This window comes from Vibrio sp. Isolate24, from assembly GCF_022398215.1.
Taxonomy (GTDB): Bacteria; Pseudomonadota; Gammaproteobacteria; order Enterobacterales; family Vibrionaceae; genus Vibrio; species Vibrio coralliilyticus_A.
In genome coordinates this window covers 340,572-357,240 of the sequence record NZ_JAKEUU010000003.1, presented here as the reverse complement: position 1 = coordinate 357,240, position 16,669 = coordinate 340,572, and the positions used below count along the sequence as shown (strand labels likewise).

General features: G+C 45.8%; 14 protein-coding genes and 1 tRNA gene. 10 read left to right on the top strand and 5 right to left on the bottom strand.

Annotated elements, in window-relative coordinates; genetic code table 11:
• The first annotated feature begins 40 nt into the window (after positions 1 to 40).
• Positions 41 to 1,432 (top strand): peptide MFS transporter, encoded by a 1,392-nt coding sequence (locus L1D23_RS14345; RefSeq protein ID WP_239867426.1) that lies wholly within the window; start codon positions 41 to 43, stop codon positions 1,430 to 1,432.
• A gap of 84 nt (positions 1,433 to 1,516) precedes the next feature.
• On the opposite strand, the gene L1D23_RS14340 is transcribed toward L1D23_RS14345, so the two are convergent.
• Positions 1,517 to 4,168 (bottom strand): beta-N-acetylhexosaminidase, encoded by a 2,652-nt coding sequence (locus L1D23_RS14340; RefSeq protein WP_239867423.1) that lies wholly within the window; start codon positions 4,166 to 4,168, stop codon positions 1,517 to 1,519.
• A gap of 401 nt (positions 4,169 to 4,569) precedes the next feature.
• On the opposite strand from L1D23_RS14340, the gene L1D23_RS14335 reads away from it, so the two are divergent.
• The gene (locus L1D23_RS14335; protein ID WP_239867420.1) at positions 4,570 to 5,439 is read left to right on the top strand and encodes a TraB/GumN family protein; all 870 of its coding nucleotides are present in this window, start codon (positions 4,570 to 4,572) and stop codon (positions 5,437 to 5,439) included.
• A gap of 136 nt (positions 5,440 to 5,575) precedes the next feature.
• Here L1D23_RS14335 and L1D23_RS14330 read toward each other — a convergent pair.
• Positions 5,576 to 5,652: transfer RNA gene (locus L1D23_RS14330), tRNA-Pro, on the bottom strand.
• Between the two features lie 357 nt (positions 5,653 to 6,009).
• Here L1D23_RS14330 and L1D23_RS14325 point away from each other — a divergent pair.
• The 3 genes from L1D23_RS14325 to rluF all read left to right on the top strand — a co-directional run bounded on the left by L1D23_RS14325 (position 6,010) and on the right by rluF (position 8,050).
• Positions 6,010 to 6,150, top strand: a complete 141-nt coding sequence (locus tag L1D23_RS14325) for a DUF3149 domain-containing protein (RefSeq protein WP_006959603.1) — start codon at positions 6,010 to 6,012, stop codon at positions 6,148 to 6,150.
• Positions 6,151 to 6,306: 156 nt separating this feature from the next.
• A complete protein-coding gene (gene smrA / locus L1D23_RS14320; protein WP_239867417.1) occupies positions 6,307 to 6,888 on the top strand; it encodes a DNA endonuclease SmrA in 582 nt (193 codons plus the stop codon).
• 127 nt (positions 6,889 to 7,015) lie between these two features.
• Positions 7,016 to 8,050, top strand: coding sequence for a 23S rRNA pseudouridine(2604) synthase RluF (gene rluF / locus L1D23_RS14315; RefSeq protein ID WP_239867414.1), 1,035 nt, complete (start codon positions 7,016 to 7,018; stop codon positions 8,048 to 8,050).
• Positions 8,051 to 8,110: 60 nt separating this feature from the next.
• On the opposite strand, the gene upp is transcribed toward rluF, so the two are convergent.
• Complete coding sequence (gene upp / locus L1D23_RS14310) at positions 8,111 to 8,737, bottom strand: uracil phosphoribosyltransferase (RefSeq protein ID WP_239837531.1); 627 nt, start codon at positions 8,735 to 8,737, stop codon at positions 8,111 to 8,113.
• A 178-nt stretch (positions 8,738 to 8,915) separates the two neighbouring features.
• On the opposite strand from upp, the gene purM reads away from it, so the two are divergent.
• The 5 genes from purM to L1D23_RS14285 all read left to right on the top strand — a co-directional run bounded on the left by purM (position 8,916) and on the right by L1D23_RS14285 (position 11,891).
• Complete coding sequence (purM, locus tag L1D23_RS14305) at positions 8,916 to 9,956, top strand: phosphoribosylformylglycinamidine cyclo-ligase (protein WP_239837530.1); 1,041 nt, start codon at positions 8,916 to 8,918, stop codon at positions 9,954 to 9,956.
• A 3-nt stretch (positions 9,957 to 9,959) separates the two neighbouring features.
• Positions 9,960 to 10,601, top strand: coding sequence for a phosphoribosylglycinamide formyltransferase (gene purN, locus L1D23_RS14300; RefSeq protein WP_239867412.1), 642 nt, complete (start codon positions 9,960 to 9,962; stop codon positions 10,599 to 10,601).
• A 115-nt stretch (positions 10,602 to 10,716) separates the two neighbouring features.
• Complete coding sequence (locus L1D23_RS14295) at positions 10,717 to 11,367, top strand: tellurite resistance TerB family protein (protein ID WP_239867410.1); 651 nt, start codon at positions 10,717 to 10,719, stop codon at positions 11,365 to 11,367.
• A gap of 126 nt (positions 11,368 to 11,493) precedes the next feature.
• A complete protein-coding gene (locus tag L1D23_RS14290; protein WP_239837527.1) occupies positions 11,494 to 11,700 on the top strand; it encodes a YaeP family protein in 207 nt (68 codons plus the stop codon).
• Positions 11,700 to 11,891 carry a DUF4250 domain-containing protein gene (locus L1D23_RS14285; protein WP_006959611.1) on the top strand — a complete coding sequence of 64 codons (192 nt, stop codon included), beginning with the start codon at positions 11,700 to 11,702 and terminating at the stop codon, positions 11,889 to 11,891. The genes L1D23_RS14290 and L1D23_RS14285 overlap by 1 nt, the downstream gene beginning before the upstream one ends.
• Before the next feature lie 58 nt (positions 11,892 to 11,949).
• Here the strand turns inward: L1D23_RS14285 and L1D23_RS14280 are convergent, their stop codons facing one another.
• The gene (locus tag L1D23_RS14280) at positions 11,950 to 12,300 is read right to left on the bottom strand and encodes a DUF3622 domain-containing protein (protein WP_239867408.1); all 351 of its coding nucleotides are present in this window, start codon (positions 12,298 to 12,300) and stop codon (positions 11,950 to 11,952) included.
• 166 nt (positions 12,301 to 12,466) lie between these two features.
• The gene (purL, locus tag L1D23_RS14275; RefSeq protein ID WP_239867406.1) at positions 12,467 to 16,363 is read right to left on the bottom strand and encodes a phosphoribosylformylglycinamidine synthase; all 3,897 of its coding nucleotides are present in this window, start codon (positions 16,361 to 16,363) and stop codon (positions 12,467 to 12,469) included.
• Positions 16,364 to 16,669 lie beyond the last annotated feature (306 nt).

The window sequence follows — 16,669 nt, the reverse complement described above, 5'->3', positions numbered from 1 at the left end:
AACAAATAAAATTCTTTAATAACAAACATTAGTAATATTTATGTCAAACCAACATCAACAATTCTTTGGACACCCTCGTGGCTTGTTCCTTTTGTTCGGTACCGAACTTTGGGAACGCTTTTCTTACTACGCAATGCGTGCAATCCTTGTTCTTTACCTTACCGATGCAACACTTGATGGTGGTTTAGGCTGGTCGACTAAAGATGCTTTGGATCTCTACGGCATCTATACTGGACTCGTTTACATCACTCCCCTTATTGGCGGATGGCTAGCCGATAACTACCTCGGACAACGCCGCTCTATTCTTATTGGTGGCGCTTTAATGGCCGTCGGCCAATTCACCTTAGCCATGCCAGCAGATATGTTGGGGCTAGGTACCGTACACACCTTTTATCTCGGTCTTGCGCTTTTAATTGCGGGTAATGGCCTATTTAAGCCAAACATCTCAACCATGGTGGGTGACTTGTATCAGGAAGGCGATAACCGACGCGATGGAGCGTTTACCATTTTTTACATGGGTATCAACATAGGCGCGCTACTAGCAGGAGTTGTCGCGGGCTCTGTTACCAATGAATTTGGCTGGAAGTCTGGCTTTGTTGTCGCGGGTATCGGTATGCTCATCAGCCTGATCATGCAGATGAGCCTCGCTCAGTCATGGCTTGGGGACATTGGCCGTGAGCCTGCAGCCAAGAGAGATTTGGCCCTCAAAAAGTCCTCTAAGAAAGAGCCATTAACGAAAGAAGAGTTTGACCGCATCAAAGTTATTTTGGTGATGAGCCTGTTCACTATTGTCTTCTGGGCTGGCTTTGAGCAAGCGGGTGGCCTGATGAACATCTACACCCAGCAATACACAGATCGTATGATTGGCGGCTTCGAAGTACCTGCGGCTTGGTTCCAATCACTTAATCCATTCTTCATCATTACACTTGCTCCTTTACTTGCAGTACTTTGGGTCAAGCTTGGAAAACGTGAGCCAAACTCACCGGTCAAATTTGCTCTTGCTATGTTCTTCCTCGCACTTGGCTTCCTATGTATGGTCGGTGCGGTAATTGAACAAGGTGGTGATACCACGGTGAAAACCTCCATGCTATGGCTAGTTGGCGCTTTCTTCTTCCATACCCTCGGTGAGCTTTGCCTGTCTCCAATCGGTTTGTCATTAGTGACTAAGTTAGCCCCGCTCCGCCTCGCTTCTCTGATGATGGGCGCGTGGTTCGGCTGTAATGCGATTGCTAACTATGTCGCTGGCTATGTTGGCTCACATGTTGGCGAACTTGGCGCATTTGCTATCTTTAGTGGCATCGCGGTTACCGCGATCATATCTGGTGTCATTTTGCTCTTGTTCTCAAACACACTGGTTCGTTGGATGCACGGCGCAGAATCTCCAATCAGCAATGCTGAGCAAATAGAAGAGCAGCAAACTCAAATCGCTTAATCGCAGCTTCATATATGAAAACGCCCGACCTATCATAGATCGGGCGTTTTTGTTTGCTTTTCCCTCTATCGGAAAGGGAGAAAATCACTTCACGCTAGTCACGCGGCTTACTCTCTCGCCGGTATCAGACACAGAGCGGATGAAGACTTCACCTTTCACATTTGGACGAGCATTATCTGCGTAAGTTAGCCAGTTCTTGCCGTCTAGAGAGTATTGAAGCTTGACACCAGGGAACTGAACGTTCATTGCAAGCGTTCCATCTTCTACTTTCGCACCAGGTACAGGTAGGCGGTAGTCGATACCTGATTTCTCTAGCTTAGCCAGTTCACGTTGGCCAAGTACGTTCGCAAAGCGGTTGTAGTCTTGGTTTAGCGCAGCTTTGTCTACTAGGTTAGAGTTTTGCGAATATTCAACACCCACTTTGTAGTCGTTTTCCCAATCAGCACGGTGCCATGCACGCTCAGCAGCAGCGAGGACGCGAGGGAATACCATGTACTCGTATTGCTCGTCGTTACGTACTGTCTCAGACCAAAGTTGTGCAGATAGACCGTAGAAAGGTTTCGCTTCGATTTCACCTTTACCAGTAAAGCCATTGCCATCGCGATCTACAGAAGTTTCTGCGTTTTGAGGCATGTTCTCTGGTGCAAAGCCAAACATCTTACGAGTATCCGTTGCACGTGTTGCCCAGTAGTAACCACGCTCTTTCGGGTCAACTTCGTATGGCATATCCATGTACACGTAATCTGGGTTAGAAACAATCACGTCGTAACCTTTCTTAGACCACTCGTACACTGACGAAGTACCGCCCCAGTAAAGAACGTCCCAGAAGTTTACGCGAGTATTTTCTGTAGCGAACGCTTTTTCGCCGTCACTGTATTTCAAACCATCTTGCCAAGCTTGGAAGTTTGGAATGCCTTTCTCAGCAACAATCTTCGACACTTCTTCCGCAAAATGGCTTGGTAGATGAGCAAAGTCGCTTACCGTAACGTCTGCAATTAGCGTCTGACATTGTGGAGACTGTGCGAATGGCTTGTCTTGCTTAGATAGGTCAATCGTGCCTTTCCAGCTTACTTTGTCTTCAGCGTTCACATCTTGGAAACCAGCACCTAGCTTGATGTTCTTCGCTTCGTCACCACCAAAGTGCCATGTTGTTAACGGCGTGCCCGCCTCGATGTGCATCGCTGCTACTTCTGAAATCACTTTATCAACAAAGCGAGTTGAAGATTCCATACATGGGTTAATGAAGCTTTGCTTGTTGTAGAACTGAACCGTGGTTACGTTCGATGTATCTTGAGGATCCATCAGGCGGTATTCATTCGCTTGTGCTTCTTTACCTTCTTCCATTAGGCGGTCGTAACGTGCTTCCATTGATACCACGGCTGCACGAGCGTGCGCTGGCATATCGATTTCAGGAATCACTTCAATGTTACGCGCTTTCGCGTATTTCAAGATTTCCACGTAATCTGCTTTGCTGAAGTAGCCAGAGCCAAAGTTATCTGATGTTGAACCTGAGCCAAGCTGAGGCAGTAAACAGCTTTTCTCTTCCAAATCGAAACAACGGTTAGCGCCCACTTCTGTCAGCTCAGGCAGACCCGGGATTTCTATACGCCAGCCTTCATCGTCCGTTAGGTGAAGGTGTAGTTTGTTCATCTTGTACGCAGCCATTTGGTCAAGCGTTGCAAGAATTGCGTCTTTCGAGTGGAAGTTACGAGCCACATCCACCATCACACCACGGTAATCAAAACGCGGCGCATCTTTAATAGACAGTTGTGGTAGAGAATCAGCATTTTGGCTATCTACCAGGCCAAAGAGTGATTGTACTGCGTAGAAAGCACCTGCTTGGTCGAACGCTTTAATCACAATACCGTCGCCTTTGATGCTCATTTCGTAAGCACCAGATTTTGCCAACTCACCGCTGAAGTCTGCAGGAACAACAGTGATGCTTACAGGAAGGGAGCCTTGAACATCCACACCTACCACTTCGCCGCGTGTTTGAATTGCTGCGTATTGAGTGGCATCGAATGCGTCTTTAGGCAGCGCAATACCCGAGGCTATATCTACCGTACCTTTACCTGCTTCAACAGACATTGGCGTTGGTAGTAACGTGGTTGATACATCTTGTTTTGCTAGGTCTTGGTTCTTCTCGAAACGAGACACAGCGTTTGCAAATACGTTGTTGTCATCTGGCGTACGTTTTAGGTTGTTACCCTCAAGGCCAGTCACGAAAGAGGCAACGTCTTCTGTGTTAAGAGAAGCGATCATCTTAGGCTCTGCATTTGGTGCAGCAACAAACGCGCCTGGCATGAAGTCAGTTTCAAATAGCTGCCAGTATTCAGCAACAATAGGAAGCACAACCTCTTCACCCGCAGCAAAACCATCAAACTTATCGGTTGGTTCTAGTTTGTGTAGGTCACCCGTAACGCGAGAGATTTTGAACTGTTCGTTTTCAACATCCAGAATCAGACGAATGCTGTGGAAGTAAATAGCCCAATCTTTAGAGTCAACCGCTTCACCTTGGTTAACTAGCGTCATGTTTACTTTGTTACAAGATGCCCACTCAGCCCCCATCTCTTGACATGCAAGACTTTCATTTGCGCCGTGGTTAGTTAGTATTTCATATTGAATATCAAGGTTATCCGCAAGCGTGTTAACCGTAGATTGCTCCGTTGACGTAAAAGACGAGCACCCAGCTAAAGTAGCAACAACAGAGGTTGCTAGAAGATTTTGTTTAAACATCTGACTTACCCCGAAATGTAAATTAAGCCAACATCAGTTGGCTCTTAAACTAAGATGCAAACAACATATCGCGAGTTATTTCCAGCCGTAAAATTAATCATTTTCTAAAGTGATCTTGTTCAAAGAGAAACAATTGAATAATTAAAAAAAACAATTAAAACAAAGATTTAAATTAGACGTCAAAATCGACATGACTGATTTAACAAAATTACTGAGAACTGGATCACACCAAACAATAACGCCAACTAATAAATCATGACTCAGATCACATGACAGTCTTGGTCAGATTACGCTAAGCTTGGAATGAAAATGAAAAAGTGTGATTTTAAGCTCAATTTACTCTCGTTAAATCACGTTAAAAAATCTGGTTTCAACAAATTTTCCGTAAGGTAACTCCCTCCATGCATAAATTGTGGCTACTGTTTTTCACACTGACTATTTCGGCTTCCTCTCAGGCGGAACCACTTTACTGGCAAGCACAGAAGGGCAAACTCAACTATTTAATTCTGGGTTCAGTACATGTCGGAGATGAAAGCATGTACCCACTGCCTCAAACAATCACTGAACGACTAAAGTCAAGTGACGGGTTAATCATGGAAACAGACATACGTAAAACACAGGGGGTCAGCTACCCGCCCGTGACGTTACTAACCCAAGATGTCCTGAGCCCAGCACAGCAAGGCGAGCTCAAAGGGATAGCTAACCTACTTAACATGGATCAACAACAGTTGATGCAGTCCCCGCCATGGGCAACCGCGCTCGCATTACAGATGAAACAAATCGAGTACTTCGGCTACCAAGCCGCTTATGGCATCGATACTCATTTGATGTACAAAGCGACTGTCCGAGACATTCCTGTCATCAGTTTGGAAACGCCACAATTTCAAATCGATCTGTTAACGGGTCAAAAAGAAGCCGGTAAGGAATTGCTGCTCAGTGCAATAGAGGAATTTGACCACTCAGAAGATGCCACTCACTGCCTAATAGAAAGTTGGAAAGCGGGTGATTTGGATAAATTAAATGAATTCGCCAGCCTGACAGAAATGTCTCCAGAGTTTGAACATAGTTTTATGACCCAAAGAAACATCGACTGGGCGGAACAACTGTCAGAACCAAGTTGGTCACCCAAACGCAAGGGCTCTTACGTGATGGTTGTCGGTGCATTGCATCTGATTGGTGAGCAAAGTGTTTTGAACTTGCTCAAAGATAGTGGCTTTAAGGTATCACAACTTTCGCAGAGTAAGGCCGCAAACTGTGGGTTTGAGTATTAGTCGTTGCAGCAATAAGTTTGCTGTTGAAAAGAGAAAAGCCAGATCCTAATATCAGACGAACCCCATTCGGGTTCTAATCCTGTTACCTATGCTCTAAAATGACGAAAGCCTGCTTTAGAAGCAGGCTTTCTTAATGTGGTCGGTGAAGAGGGATTCGAACCCCCGACCCTCTGGTCCCAAACCAGATGCGCTACCAAGCTGCGCTATTCACCGAAAATTTTTGCTAGGATTTCGCTGCATCAGAGGGTCGCCCTCTACTCCCGCTATTCCTAACCCCAGGATGCGTTATCAAGCTACGCTATTCACCGAGATGTTTCTTCGAGCTGATTGCCCGTCAACGAAGGCGTATATTACGGATTCTGATCGTTAACGCAAGCCATTTTACTAAGTTTTTTTACATTTAGGCTTGTTTGACTAAAACACCACCAACGGGTGATAAAATGTGAGCACAAACACAGCACAAGAAACAAATACGCAACCAAAACCATACAATTGATCCAGATCATTACCGGTATTGTAACCGTCTATTAATTTAATCCATGTCATCACTACTTTGGATTTGGAGGGAACATGGACTTTTGGCTAAATCTCCTGTTTGGTAATGCAGTTGGACTATCTTCAATGTTAGTCATCTTTGGGGCTTTGGGTCTGATGCTATTTTATGGCGGTTACTTCATTTACAAAGTAATGAACGACAAATCTCCTCACTAGATCGCTTAGCCCTATTTTCGAATAGAGTATCGCTATGCACCGAAGTAGATTCTTTGTCTACTTCGGTTTTTTACTTTCAGCATTAGAAATTTCTGCTCTATTATCCGTTGTCATGGGTATAATACAGTTACTCATTCCCTACTCTGAGATGCAGTTATGTCTCACGATGATGATTTCGCCTTATTCCAAGAAATGATGGGAGATGTTAAGCCCATCCAACATGATACAGCCGAACATAAAAAGCACCATCAAGTCACCGAAGCACAACTCGCAAAGCGTGAAGCCGCCATTTGGCTAACCGAAGACGATCCCGAGTATTTGTCTGTTGACCATGCTCCCATGCTTAAACCTGAGGATATTATCGAGTTTAAACGCGATGGAGTGCAAGAAGGTGTGTATCGCAAGTTACGCTTAGGGAAGTATCCTATTCAAGCCCGCTTAGACTTACACCGGCATACGTTAAAACAAGCCCGTGATGAAGTAGTCAAATTCCTCAAGCAATGCATACAAATGGATATTCGCACCGTGGTTATTGTCCATGGCCGCGGTGAGAAATCTAACCCACCAGCATTAATGAAAAGCTATGTCGCACAGTGGTTACAACAAATTCGTGACGTACAATGCGTTCATAGCACACAGCGCTTTCATGGTGGTACCGGTGCCGTTTATGTCATGCTACGTAAAAGTTCAGAAAAAAAACTCGAAAATCGAGAACGCCATCAAAAACGCCTTGGCTAGACAACGCACGGTTTGAAATGAGATTAAGCTTACTCCGTCATCATAAGAGTGCTAGAATATCAAAGCAGCCAAAGGGCTGCTTTTTCATTTCCGATTAATGCCGTTGTGAAACGTTAGAGAGAACAACATGTCACAAGATGCCAAACGCCTAAACAAATTCATTAGTGAGACCGGTTTTTGCTCACGCCGAGAAGCTGATCGCCTAATCGAACAAGGTAGAGTTACTATTAACGGAAAAGTACCCGAAATGGGGACTAAGGTTTTTCCGGGAGACGATGTTCGTGTCGATGACAAGCCAATCAGCGCCGCCACAGACAAGCCTATTTATATCGCTTTGAATAAGCCGACTGGTATCACCTGTACCACTGAACGTGATATCCCTGGCAACATTGTTGATTTCATTGGCCACAAGAAACGTATCTTTCCTATAGGTCGTCTAGACAAACCATCTGATGGCTTGATCTTTCTGACCAATGACGGTGATATCGTCAATAAGATCCTCCGCGCCGGCAATAATCACGAAAAAGAGTATGTTGTTCGTGTCGATAAACCGATTACCGAACAGTTCATCAAAAAAATGAGCTCAGGTGTCGATATTCTCGATACCAGGACGTTGCCATGTAAGGTCACTAAAGAGACTAAATTCTCTTTTCGTATTGTCCTCACACAAGGCCTGAACCGCCAAATCCGTCGTATGTGTGAAGCGCTGGGTTATGAGGTTTTCAAACTTCGCCGAGTTCGTATCATGAATATCACCCTCGATGGAATCCCAAATGGCCAGTGGCGCTACCTCAGCGATGACGAGATCAGAGAAATTCTCGCAATGTGTGAGTCATCGAGTGGAACGGAAGACGCTTCAAAAGTAGATTCACGCGGTCGTAACATTCGCAAAGCGACTGACGCCAAGCTATTTGACAGTCGTGAAGAGAATCAGGAATCGAAAGCAAGGCGCAATCAAAAACAGCGCACATTCAAAGGCAAAAATGCCGAAGAATTTCGCCACGCCCCTAATTCGAAAAAAGGGCGGGGAGGAAAATCAGATTCCAAATCTAAACCGAGCACCAATAAAGGCAAAAGCGTCTACAAACCAAAGTCAGATAAACCCGCTCAGCGACCATCTGACAAGCCTCGCACTGGCGGCACATTAAGTTTAAAGAAATAACTTGTCCTATAAAAACGGGAGCCAGCTGGCTCCCGTTTTTATTTGCTAAGATACTTCAATTTATACCGTACCGAAGATCTTATCGCCTGCATCACCAAGACCAGGAACGATGTAACCTTTGTCATTTAGTTTTTCATCGATGGCGGCAGTAAACAGTTCAACATCTGGGTGAGCTTTCTCTAGCGCTTCAATACCTTCTGGCGCTGCAACTAGAACTAAGACCTTAATCGCTTTACAGCCTTGCTCTTTTAGCAGGTCGATCGTAGCGATCATTGAACCGCCCGTGGCAAGCATTGGGTCTACAACCAGCGCAATACGCTCATCAATATTAGATGTTAGCTTATTAAAGTAAGGTACCGGCTCTAGTGTTTCTTCATCACGGTAGATGCCCACAACACTGATACGCGCACTTGGCATATGTTCAAGCACGCCATCCATCATGCCAAGACCAGCACGTAAGATAGGTACAACCGTCACTTTCTTGCCTTTAATCTGGTCTACTTCTACCGGCCCATTCCAACCTTCAATGGTCACTTTCTCTGTTTCAAAGTCTGCAGTTGCTTCGTAAGTCAGTAGGCTACCGACTTCAGTTGCTAGCTCACGAAAGCGCTTAGTGCTGATCTCACCTTCTCTCATTAGACCCAGTTTGTGTTTAACAAGAGGGTGTTTTACTTCAACAACTTTCATTTCCATCTCCGGATACATAGGTGATTTTTAAACAAACCTTCAGATTATAAACGATTTCGTTCTCAAATTCTTGCGCTAGAACAAAAGAAAAAACCAGCGCAAACGTTTGCTATATTGGTTTATCCGCTGTTAGAATAGCGCCGATTTCATATCCAACTTTCAAACTGAGGACTTCCTTGTGAGTGCTGATAACACTTCTCTTAGCTATAAAGACGCTGGCGTAGATATCGATGCAGGTAACGCACTTGTTGATCGCATCAAAGGTGCCGTTAAACGTACTCGCCGCCCAGAAGTAATGGGTGGTATTGGTGGTTTTGGTGCTTTGTGCGAACTACCAACCAAATATAAGCAGCCGGTACTGGTCTCAGGTACTGACGGGGTTGGAACCAAACTTCGTCTTGCTTTGGATATGAAAAAACACGACACCATAGGCATCGACCTTGTCGCTATGTGCGTAAATGACTTGATTGTGCAAGGTGCTGAGCCACTGTTTTTCCTCGATTACTACGCGACAGGCAAACTGGATGTTGATACTGCGGCAGACGTTGTTTCCGGTATCGCTGACGGCTGTGTACAAGCCGGTTGTGCGCTTATTGGTGGTGAAACTGCTGAAATGCCTGGCATGTACGAAGGGGAAGACTACGATGTGGCAGGCTTCTGTGTTGGCGTCGTAGAAAAAGAAAATGTTATCGACGGCAGCAAAGTCGCGGCAGGCGATGCGCTTATCGCGGTAGGTTCAAGTGGTCCTCACTCAAACGGTTATTCACTCATTCGTAAGATTCTCGAAGTGTCGGGCGCAGATAAGAATGAAGAGCTAGCAGGCCGTACTATCGGCGAACATCTGCTGGAACCAACAAAGATTTACATCAAATCGGCGCTAAAAATGATTGAAGCGCACGACATTCATGCAATTTCTCACATTACTGGCGGTGGTTTCTGGGAAAATATTCCTCGCGTACTGCCTGAAGGCACCAAAGCTGTTATCGATGGCAATAGCTGGGAATGGCCTGTGATTTTCAACTGGCTGCAAGAAAAAGGCAATGTGACCACTCACGAAATGTACCGCACATTCAACTGTGGTGTTGGTCTAGTTATTGCGCTGCCAAAAGAACAAGCAAATGCGGCAGTGGCGTTGCTTGAAGCAGAAGGTGAGAAGGCATGGGTTATTGGTGAAATCGCTGATGCCAGTGCTGATGAAGAACAAGTAGAGATCAAATAAATTATGAAGAGTATTGTTGTTTTAGTTTCAGGAAATGGTTCGAACTTACAGGCGATTATTGATGCTTGTGAAACCAAGATCAGTACTGGCCGAGTGACCGCTGTTTTTTCAAACAAAGCAACAGCTTATGGCTTGGAGCGAGCTAAGAAAGCAGGCGCAGCAGCCCACTTTTTGGATCCAAAATCATTCGATACCCGCGACGCGTTTGATCATGAATTGATGAAGCAAATTGATGAATATAAGCCAGATGTCATTGTTCTCGCAGGGTACATGCGCATCTTAAGTGGTGAATTCGTTCGCCACTATAGAGGCCGAATGATCAATATCCACCCTTCTCTACTGCCGAAATACCCAGGTCTGAACACCTACCAGCGAGCCATTCATGCTGGTGATGAAGAGCATGGGACAAGCGTTCATTTTGTCACTGAACAACTGGATGGTGGCCCGGTGATCCTACAGGCTAAAGTGCCCATCTTTGATGAAGACACGGTTGAAACACTTACAGAACGAGTACAGACTCAGGAACATAAGATTTATCCTCTGGTCGTGCAATGGCTGGTTGAAGAACGCTTGATCATGAAAGACGAAAAAGAAGCTTACCTTGATGGTAAGTTACTTGGAATTCATGGGTACGCTGAAGAATAGTATCAGCCGTGCAAACTCTGCGATCAAAGGCGAGCTCTGTGCTCGCCTTTTTGCTTCTATTAATCTTCAATTCATATTGACTCAGTTAGTCTGAACAAAACTAAGGAGGTCCAGAGTGGATTTAAAAAGTTTATTGAATCAGGCTCTAAACTCAGATCTTGTTCGTCAAGGCCAACAGAAAGTGCAACAGCAATCTAGCTCTGGAGCGCTAAAATCTCTTGGAGCAGGTGCAGTGGGTGGTGGCTTAGTCAACCTACTCATGGGGTCTAAAAAAAGTAAAAAGCTTGGCAAAAAAGTCGGTAAAAATGCACTTAAAATTGGAGGGGCAGCGGCTCTAGGGGCGCTGGCTTATACCGTTTACAATAATTGGCAAGGCAAGCAAAAAGCAACCTCAGTACAAGAAGATTTTAATGCCAACGATACTATTCATAACGAGCTCATCATCAAAGCTATGATTGCCGCTGCAAAAGCAGATGGTCATGTCGACGCAGAAGAAATGCAGCGCATAGAGTCCACACTGAAAGAAGCTGGTGCGGATGCTGGGTTACAAACCATGCTCCACAATGAGCTAAACAAACCTCTCGATCCAACCGAAATTGCTCGACTCGCTCAGTCACCACAACAAGCTTCAGAGATTTATCTCGCGTCTCTAATTGTTGTCGATGAACAGAATTTCATGGAGAAAGCCTATTTGCAGGAGTTAGCCAAACAGTTACAACTGGCGCCGGAGGTAACTTTCCAGCTTGAGCAACAACTGCAAGACTAAGCCAAAGCGAACAAAAATCCAGCATCGCTGCCTTGAGTTTGAGCCAGAACAAACAGTTGCTTTGAGTTTCAATCACAGCCTGTGTATATTTGAGAGCAGTTCTCATTTAATTATTAGGTTAACAACATGAAAATATATGATTGCTGCGACTTGGTTCGCGAGCTCTATGCGCAAATTGGCAGTGGCGATCAGGCCTATGTGCCTAAAGCGATTGCTTGTTCACTACGCGCGTTAAACGATATTGCAGCGGATACCAGCCTCCCGCAACATGTAAGAGACAAAGCGGCATTTGCAGCAGCGAATCTGCTGATTTCAGATTTCGAGGATCAATAATGAACTTAGCGAACTTTGAAACGATGGATCCAATCATGCTGATGAGCATCGTCAACATGAAGCTACGAGATGACTTTGGCGGTGATTTAGATAAGCTGGCTACGTATTTTGATATCGATAAGTCAGCACTAGAGACTAAACTCGCTTCCGCAGGTTTTGATTTCCTCCCAGAAGCAGGACAATTTCGCTAATCAAAGCGTTATCGGATACAAAAAACCGCCTAAGTAGGCGGTTTTTTATTAGAATTGATTACTCTTCGTCGAAAAAATCATCTTCATCATCTAATTCAGCTTGCGCTGCCGCTGTGCGCTTCGCTTCTTCGTAACGTGCCTTCTTTTCAGCGGCTTCTTGCGCTAGACGCTCTTCACGCTCAACACGAACTTTACGTGCTTCACCTTTACGTTCGTTACGGGCCGCTTGGTTTTGGATGAAACCCGCTAGCTCTTTCTCCGCCCACTCTTGCGCTAAAGCTTCTGTTTCAAAGCCAGCTTCACGCTTAGACACAGATGTTTTACGTGAAGTCACTTGACGAGTGATCTCTGCACACCAACCATTACGCTTTTCAGTCACACGAATGGCAAATTTTTTGTTGTTCGACATATTCATTTCCTAAGGGATTCTAATAGAGTATTGAGGGATTTAGCCATCCCTTGGCAAGCGCGGTATTAGAGCGTAAAAAAGAGCCGTTGGCTATAGATTTTTCAACAAATAAAAAGCGCAGACTTTTCGGTCTGCGCTTTTACTTTTCAATAACAGCTAATACCTGTTAACCGACATTCTTACGTGCGTTTTGGAACATACGCATCCAAGCACCGTTCTCGCCCCAACCTTCTGGAGACCATGAGTTCGCCACAGTGCGGAATACACGCTCTGGGTGAGGCATCATGATAGTTACGCTGCCATCTTGAGTCGTTAGACCTGTGATTGCGTTTGGCGAACCGTTCGGGTTGTTCGGGTATTGCTGTGTTGGGTTACCGTGGTTGTCCACGTAGCGAACGGCCACTGTACCTGATGCTTCAATCGCCGCTAGGTGGTCAGCATCACGCACTTCTACGCGACCTTCACCGTGAGACACTGCGATTGGCATACGAGAACCTGACATGCCGTCGAAGAATACAGAGTCAGATTTCTGAACTTCCACTAGGCTAAAGCGAGCTTCAAAACGCTCAGATTCGTTACGAACGAAGCGTGGCCATAGATCTGCACCTGGGATTAGCTCTTTCAGGTTTGATAGCATCTGACAGCCGTTACACACACCTAGAGAGAAAGTATCTTCACGCTGGAAGAAGCCTTGGAACTGGTTACGAGCTTGCTCGTTGAACAAGATAGATTTCGCCCAACCTTCACCTGCGCCTAGTACGTCACCGTATGAGAAACCACCACAAGCCACTAGGCCTTGGTACTCTTCTAGAGCGGCTTGACCAGTTAGGATATCGCTCATGTGAATATCAGTTGCTTCAAAGCCTGCACGGTCAAACGCTGCTGCCATTTCAACGTGAGAGTTAACACCCTGCTCACGTAGGATTGCCATCTTAGGCTTAGCACCTTTAGCAATGTAAGGTGCTGCAATGTCTTCGTTTACATCGAAGCTTAGTTTAACGTTCAGACCTGGGTCAGAATTGTCTTTCTTCGCTTCGTGCTCTTGGTCAGCACATGCTGGGTTATCACGTAGAGCTTGCATCTTATGCGTTGTCTCAGCCCAGATAGTACGTAGTTCAGTACGGTTACGCTCTAGAACCACTGTCTCACCAGAAGTGATCACTAGCTCGTCAGACGCTTCTACAGAACCGATTACGTGTGAACATGCTTCAAGGCCATTTGCAGCTAGCGTTGAAAGTACAGCATCTAGGTCATCATTCTTAACCTGAAGTACTGCGCCTAACTCTTCGTTAAATAGAACTGCTAGAGCGTCGTCACCTAGTGCTTCAATATTCGCTTTAACACCACAGTGACCTGCGAATGCCATCTCAGCAAGAGTAACGAATAGACCGCCATCGCCCTTATCGTGGTAAGCCACGACTTGGTCGTTAGCAACAAGTGCTTGAACGCCTTCGTAGAAACCTTTTAGCTGCGCTGCGTTGTCTACGTCTGCTGGCTTATCACCAAGCTGCTTGTAAACTTGCGCTAGTGCAGTTGCACCTAGGCGATTTTGACCGTTACCTAGGTCGATAAGTACAAGGCTAGTATCGCCTTTGTCTGTGCGTAGCTGAGGAGTAATTGTCTTACGAACATCTTCAACACGAGCAAACGCCGTGATGATTAGAGATAGCGGAGACGTCACTTCTTTCTGCTCGCCATTCTCTTCCCACTTAGTCTTCATCGACATTGAGTCTTTACCCACTGGGATAGTCAGGCCAAGTGCTGGACATAGCTCTTCACCCACCGCTTTCACCGCTTCGTAAAGACCTGCATCTTCACCTGGGTGGCCTGCTGGAGACATCCAGTTTGCAGACAGTTTAATATGTTTGATATCACCGATGTTGGTCGCAGCAATGTTAGTGATAGCCTCACCCACCGCTAGACGAGCAGATGCGCCAAAATCTAGAAGAGCAACTGGTGTACGCTCACCCATCGACATCGCTTCACCGTGGTAAGTATCGTAGCTTGCTGCGGTTACTGCGCAGTTTGCTACTGGCACCTGCCATGGGCCAACCATTTGGTCACGCGCTACTAGACCTGTCACCGTGCGGTCACCGATAGTGATAAGGAATGTTTTCTCAGCAACGGTTGGGAGACGTAGCACACGGTCTGCCGCTTCGTTTAGCTCAATGCCGTCACGGTTAACAGCTGGGTTGTTTGCTTTTAGCGTCTTCGCATCACGGTGCATCTTAGGCGTCTTACCTAGAAGTACATCCATTGGCATATCGATTGGCGTGTTGTCGAAGTGTGAATCTTCAAGTTTCAGTTCACGCTCTTCTGTTGCCACACCTACGACTGCGTATGGTGCGCGCTCACGCTTACAGATAGCATCGAATGCGTCCATGTTTTCTGGAGCAACCGCCAGTACATAACGCTCTTGAGATTCGTTACACCAAATCTCTAGAGGGCTCATACCAGGTTCGTCGTTAGGTACGTCACGTAGTTGGAAGATACCACCACGCTCGCCATCGTCTACAAGCTCTGGAAGTGCGTTAGAGATACCGCCCGCGCCTACATCGTGGATAAATGCGATTGGGTTCTGTTCACCAAGCTGCCAACAACGGTCGATCACTTCCTGACAGCGGCGCTCCATCTCTGGGTTTTCACGCTGTACTGAAGCAAAATCTAGATCTTCTGCCGATTGACCAGACGCCATTGAAGATGCTGCACCACCGCCAAGACCGATGTTCATTGCAGGGCCACCAAGTACGATTAGGCTTGCACCGACTGGGATCTCTTTCTTCTGTACGTGCTCGTCACGGATGTTACCCATACCACCAGCAATCATGATTGGTTTGTGGTAACCACGTACTTCTTCACCTGCGTGAGAGTTCACTTTTTCTTCGTAAGTACGGAAGTAACCTAGTAGGTTTGGACGACCAAATTCGTTGTTAAACGCCGCCCCACCAAGTGGGCCTTCTAGCATGATATCTAGTGCGTTAACAATGCGGCCAGGCTTACCGAAATCTGTTTCCCATGGCTGTTCAAAACCAGGAATACGTAGGTTAGACGTTGTGAAACCAACGAGACCAGCTTTTGGCTTACCGCCAATACCTGTTGCGCCTTCGTCGCGGATTTCACCACCAGAACCTGTAGATGCGCCCGGCCATGGAGAAATAGCCGTTGGGTGGTTGTGCGTTTCCACCTTCATTAGAATATGGGCTTTCTCTTGGTTGTAACCGTACTGGCGAGTTTCTGGATTCGGGAAGAAACGACCAACCTCAGAACCGACCATTACTGCTGCGTTATCTTTGTAAGCAGACAGCACGTTATCTGGTGTCGTTTCGAATGTGTTTTTGATCATCTTGAACAGAGACTTCTCTTGCTTAACGCCGTCGATAGTCCAGTCTGCGTTGAAGATCTTGTGACGACAGTGCTCTGAGTTCGCCTGTGCGAACATCATTAGCTCGATATCTGTTGGGTTACGATCAAGCTTGTTTACAAACGCATCGTAAAGGTATTCAATTTCATCGTCTGCAAGTGCAAGACCTAGGGTAACGTTTGCGTTTTCAAGCGCAGCACGACCACCAGAAAGTAGGTCAACGTCAGCTACAGGTGCAGGTTCTGCCACTTGGAAAAGTGCATTCGCTGAGTCAAAGTCAGCAAAAACCACTTCCATCATGCGATCGTGGATAATTGCTTTTAGCTCAACCAATTGAAGCTCAGTTAGCTCTGCAGATGTTTCAACGTAGTACGCTGTACCACGCTCAAGACGAACCAACTTGTCTAGACCACAGTTATTTGCGATGTCTGTCGATTTTGATGACCAAGGAGAGATAGTACCTGGACGAGGCGTAACTAGAAGCAGCAGACCAGTTGGCTCATGCTCTTCAATAGTTGGACCGTAAGTCAGCAACTTTTCTAACTTCTCAACTTCAGATGCATCTAGATCTGCCGTTAGATCAGCAAAGTGGGTAAATTCAGCGTAAATACCTGTTACTGGCAAGCTCAATTCACGACAAAGCTCTAGAAGCTTGTTAACACGAAATTCAGATAGAGCTGGGGAGCCACGAAAAATTCTCATGTGCTTAGGTCTCTTATGCAATTGGTTAAGGTCTACTGACCTGAGGTGATATTGGAATAAATTCAGTGGGTTAGACTGTTTTACTTCGAAGCTATTCCCTAGGATTCTAAAACCTATGCCGATTCCACCTCTCCTTTGCGGGCGCATTATAAAGGATTTATTTTTGTGATGTAACACCAAAAGCAACCGTTTGCGTCATTTTTTTCATCAAATTTGAATTACCGCAAAAATCCTAATTTTAAATCTTTAACCCGAACTCACTCTGATTGTCTTGCCTTGTTATGACACTTTGATATAAATGCCCTA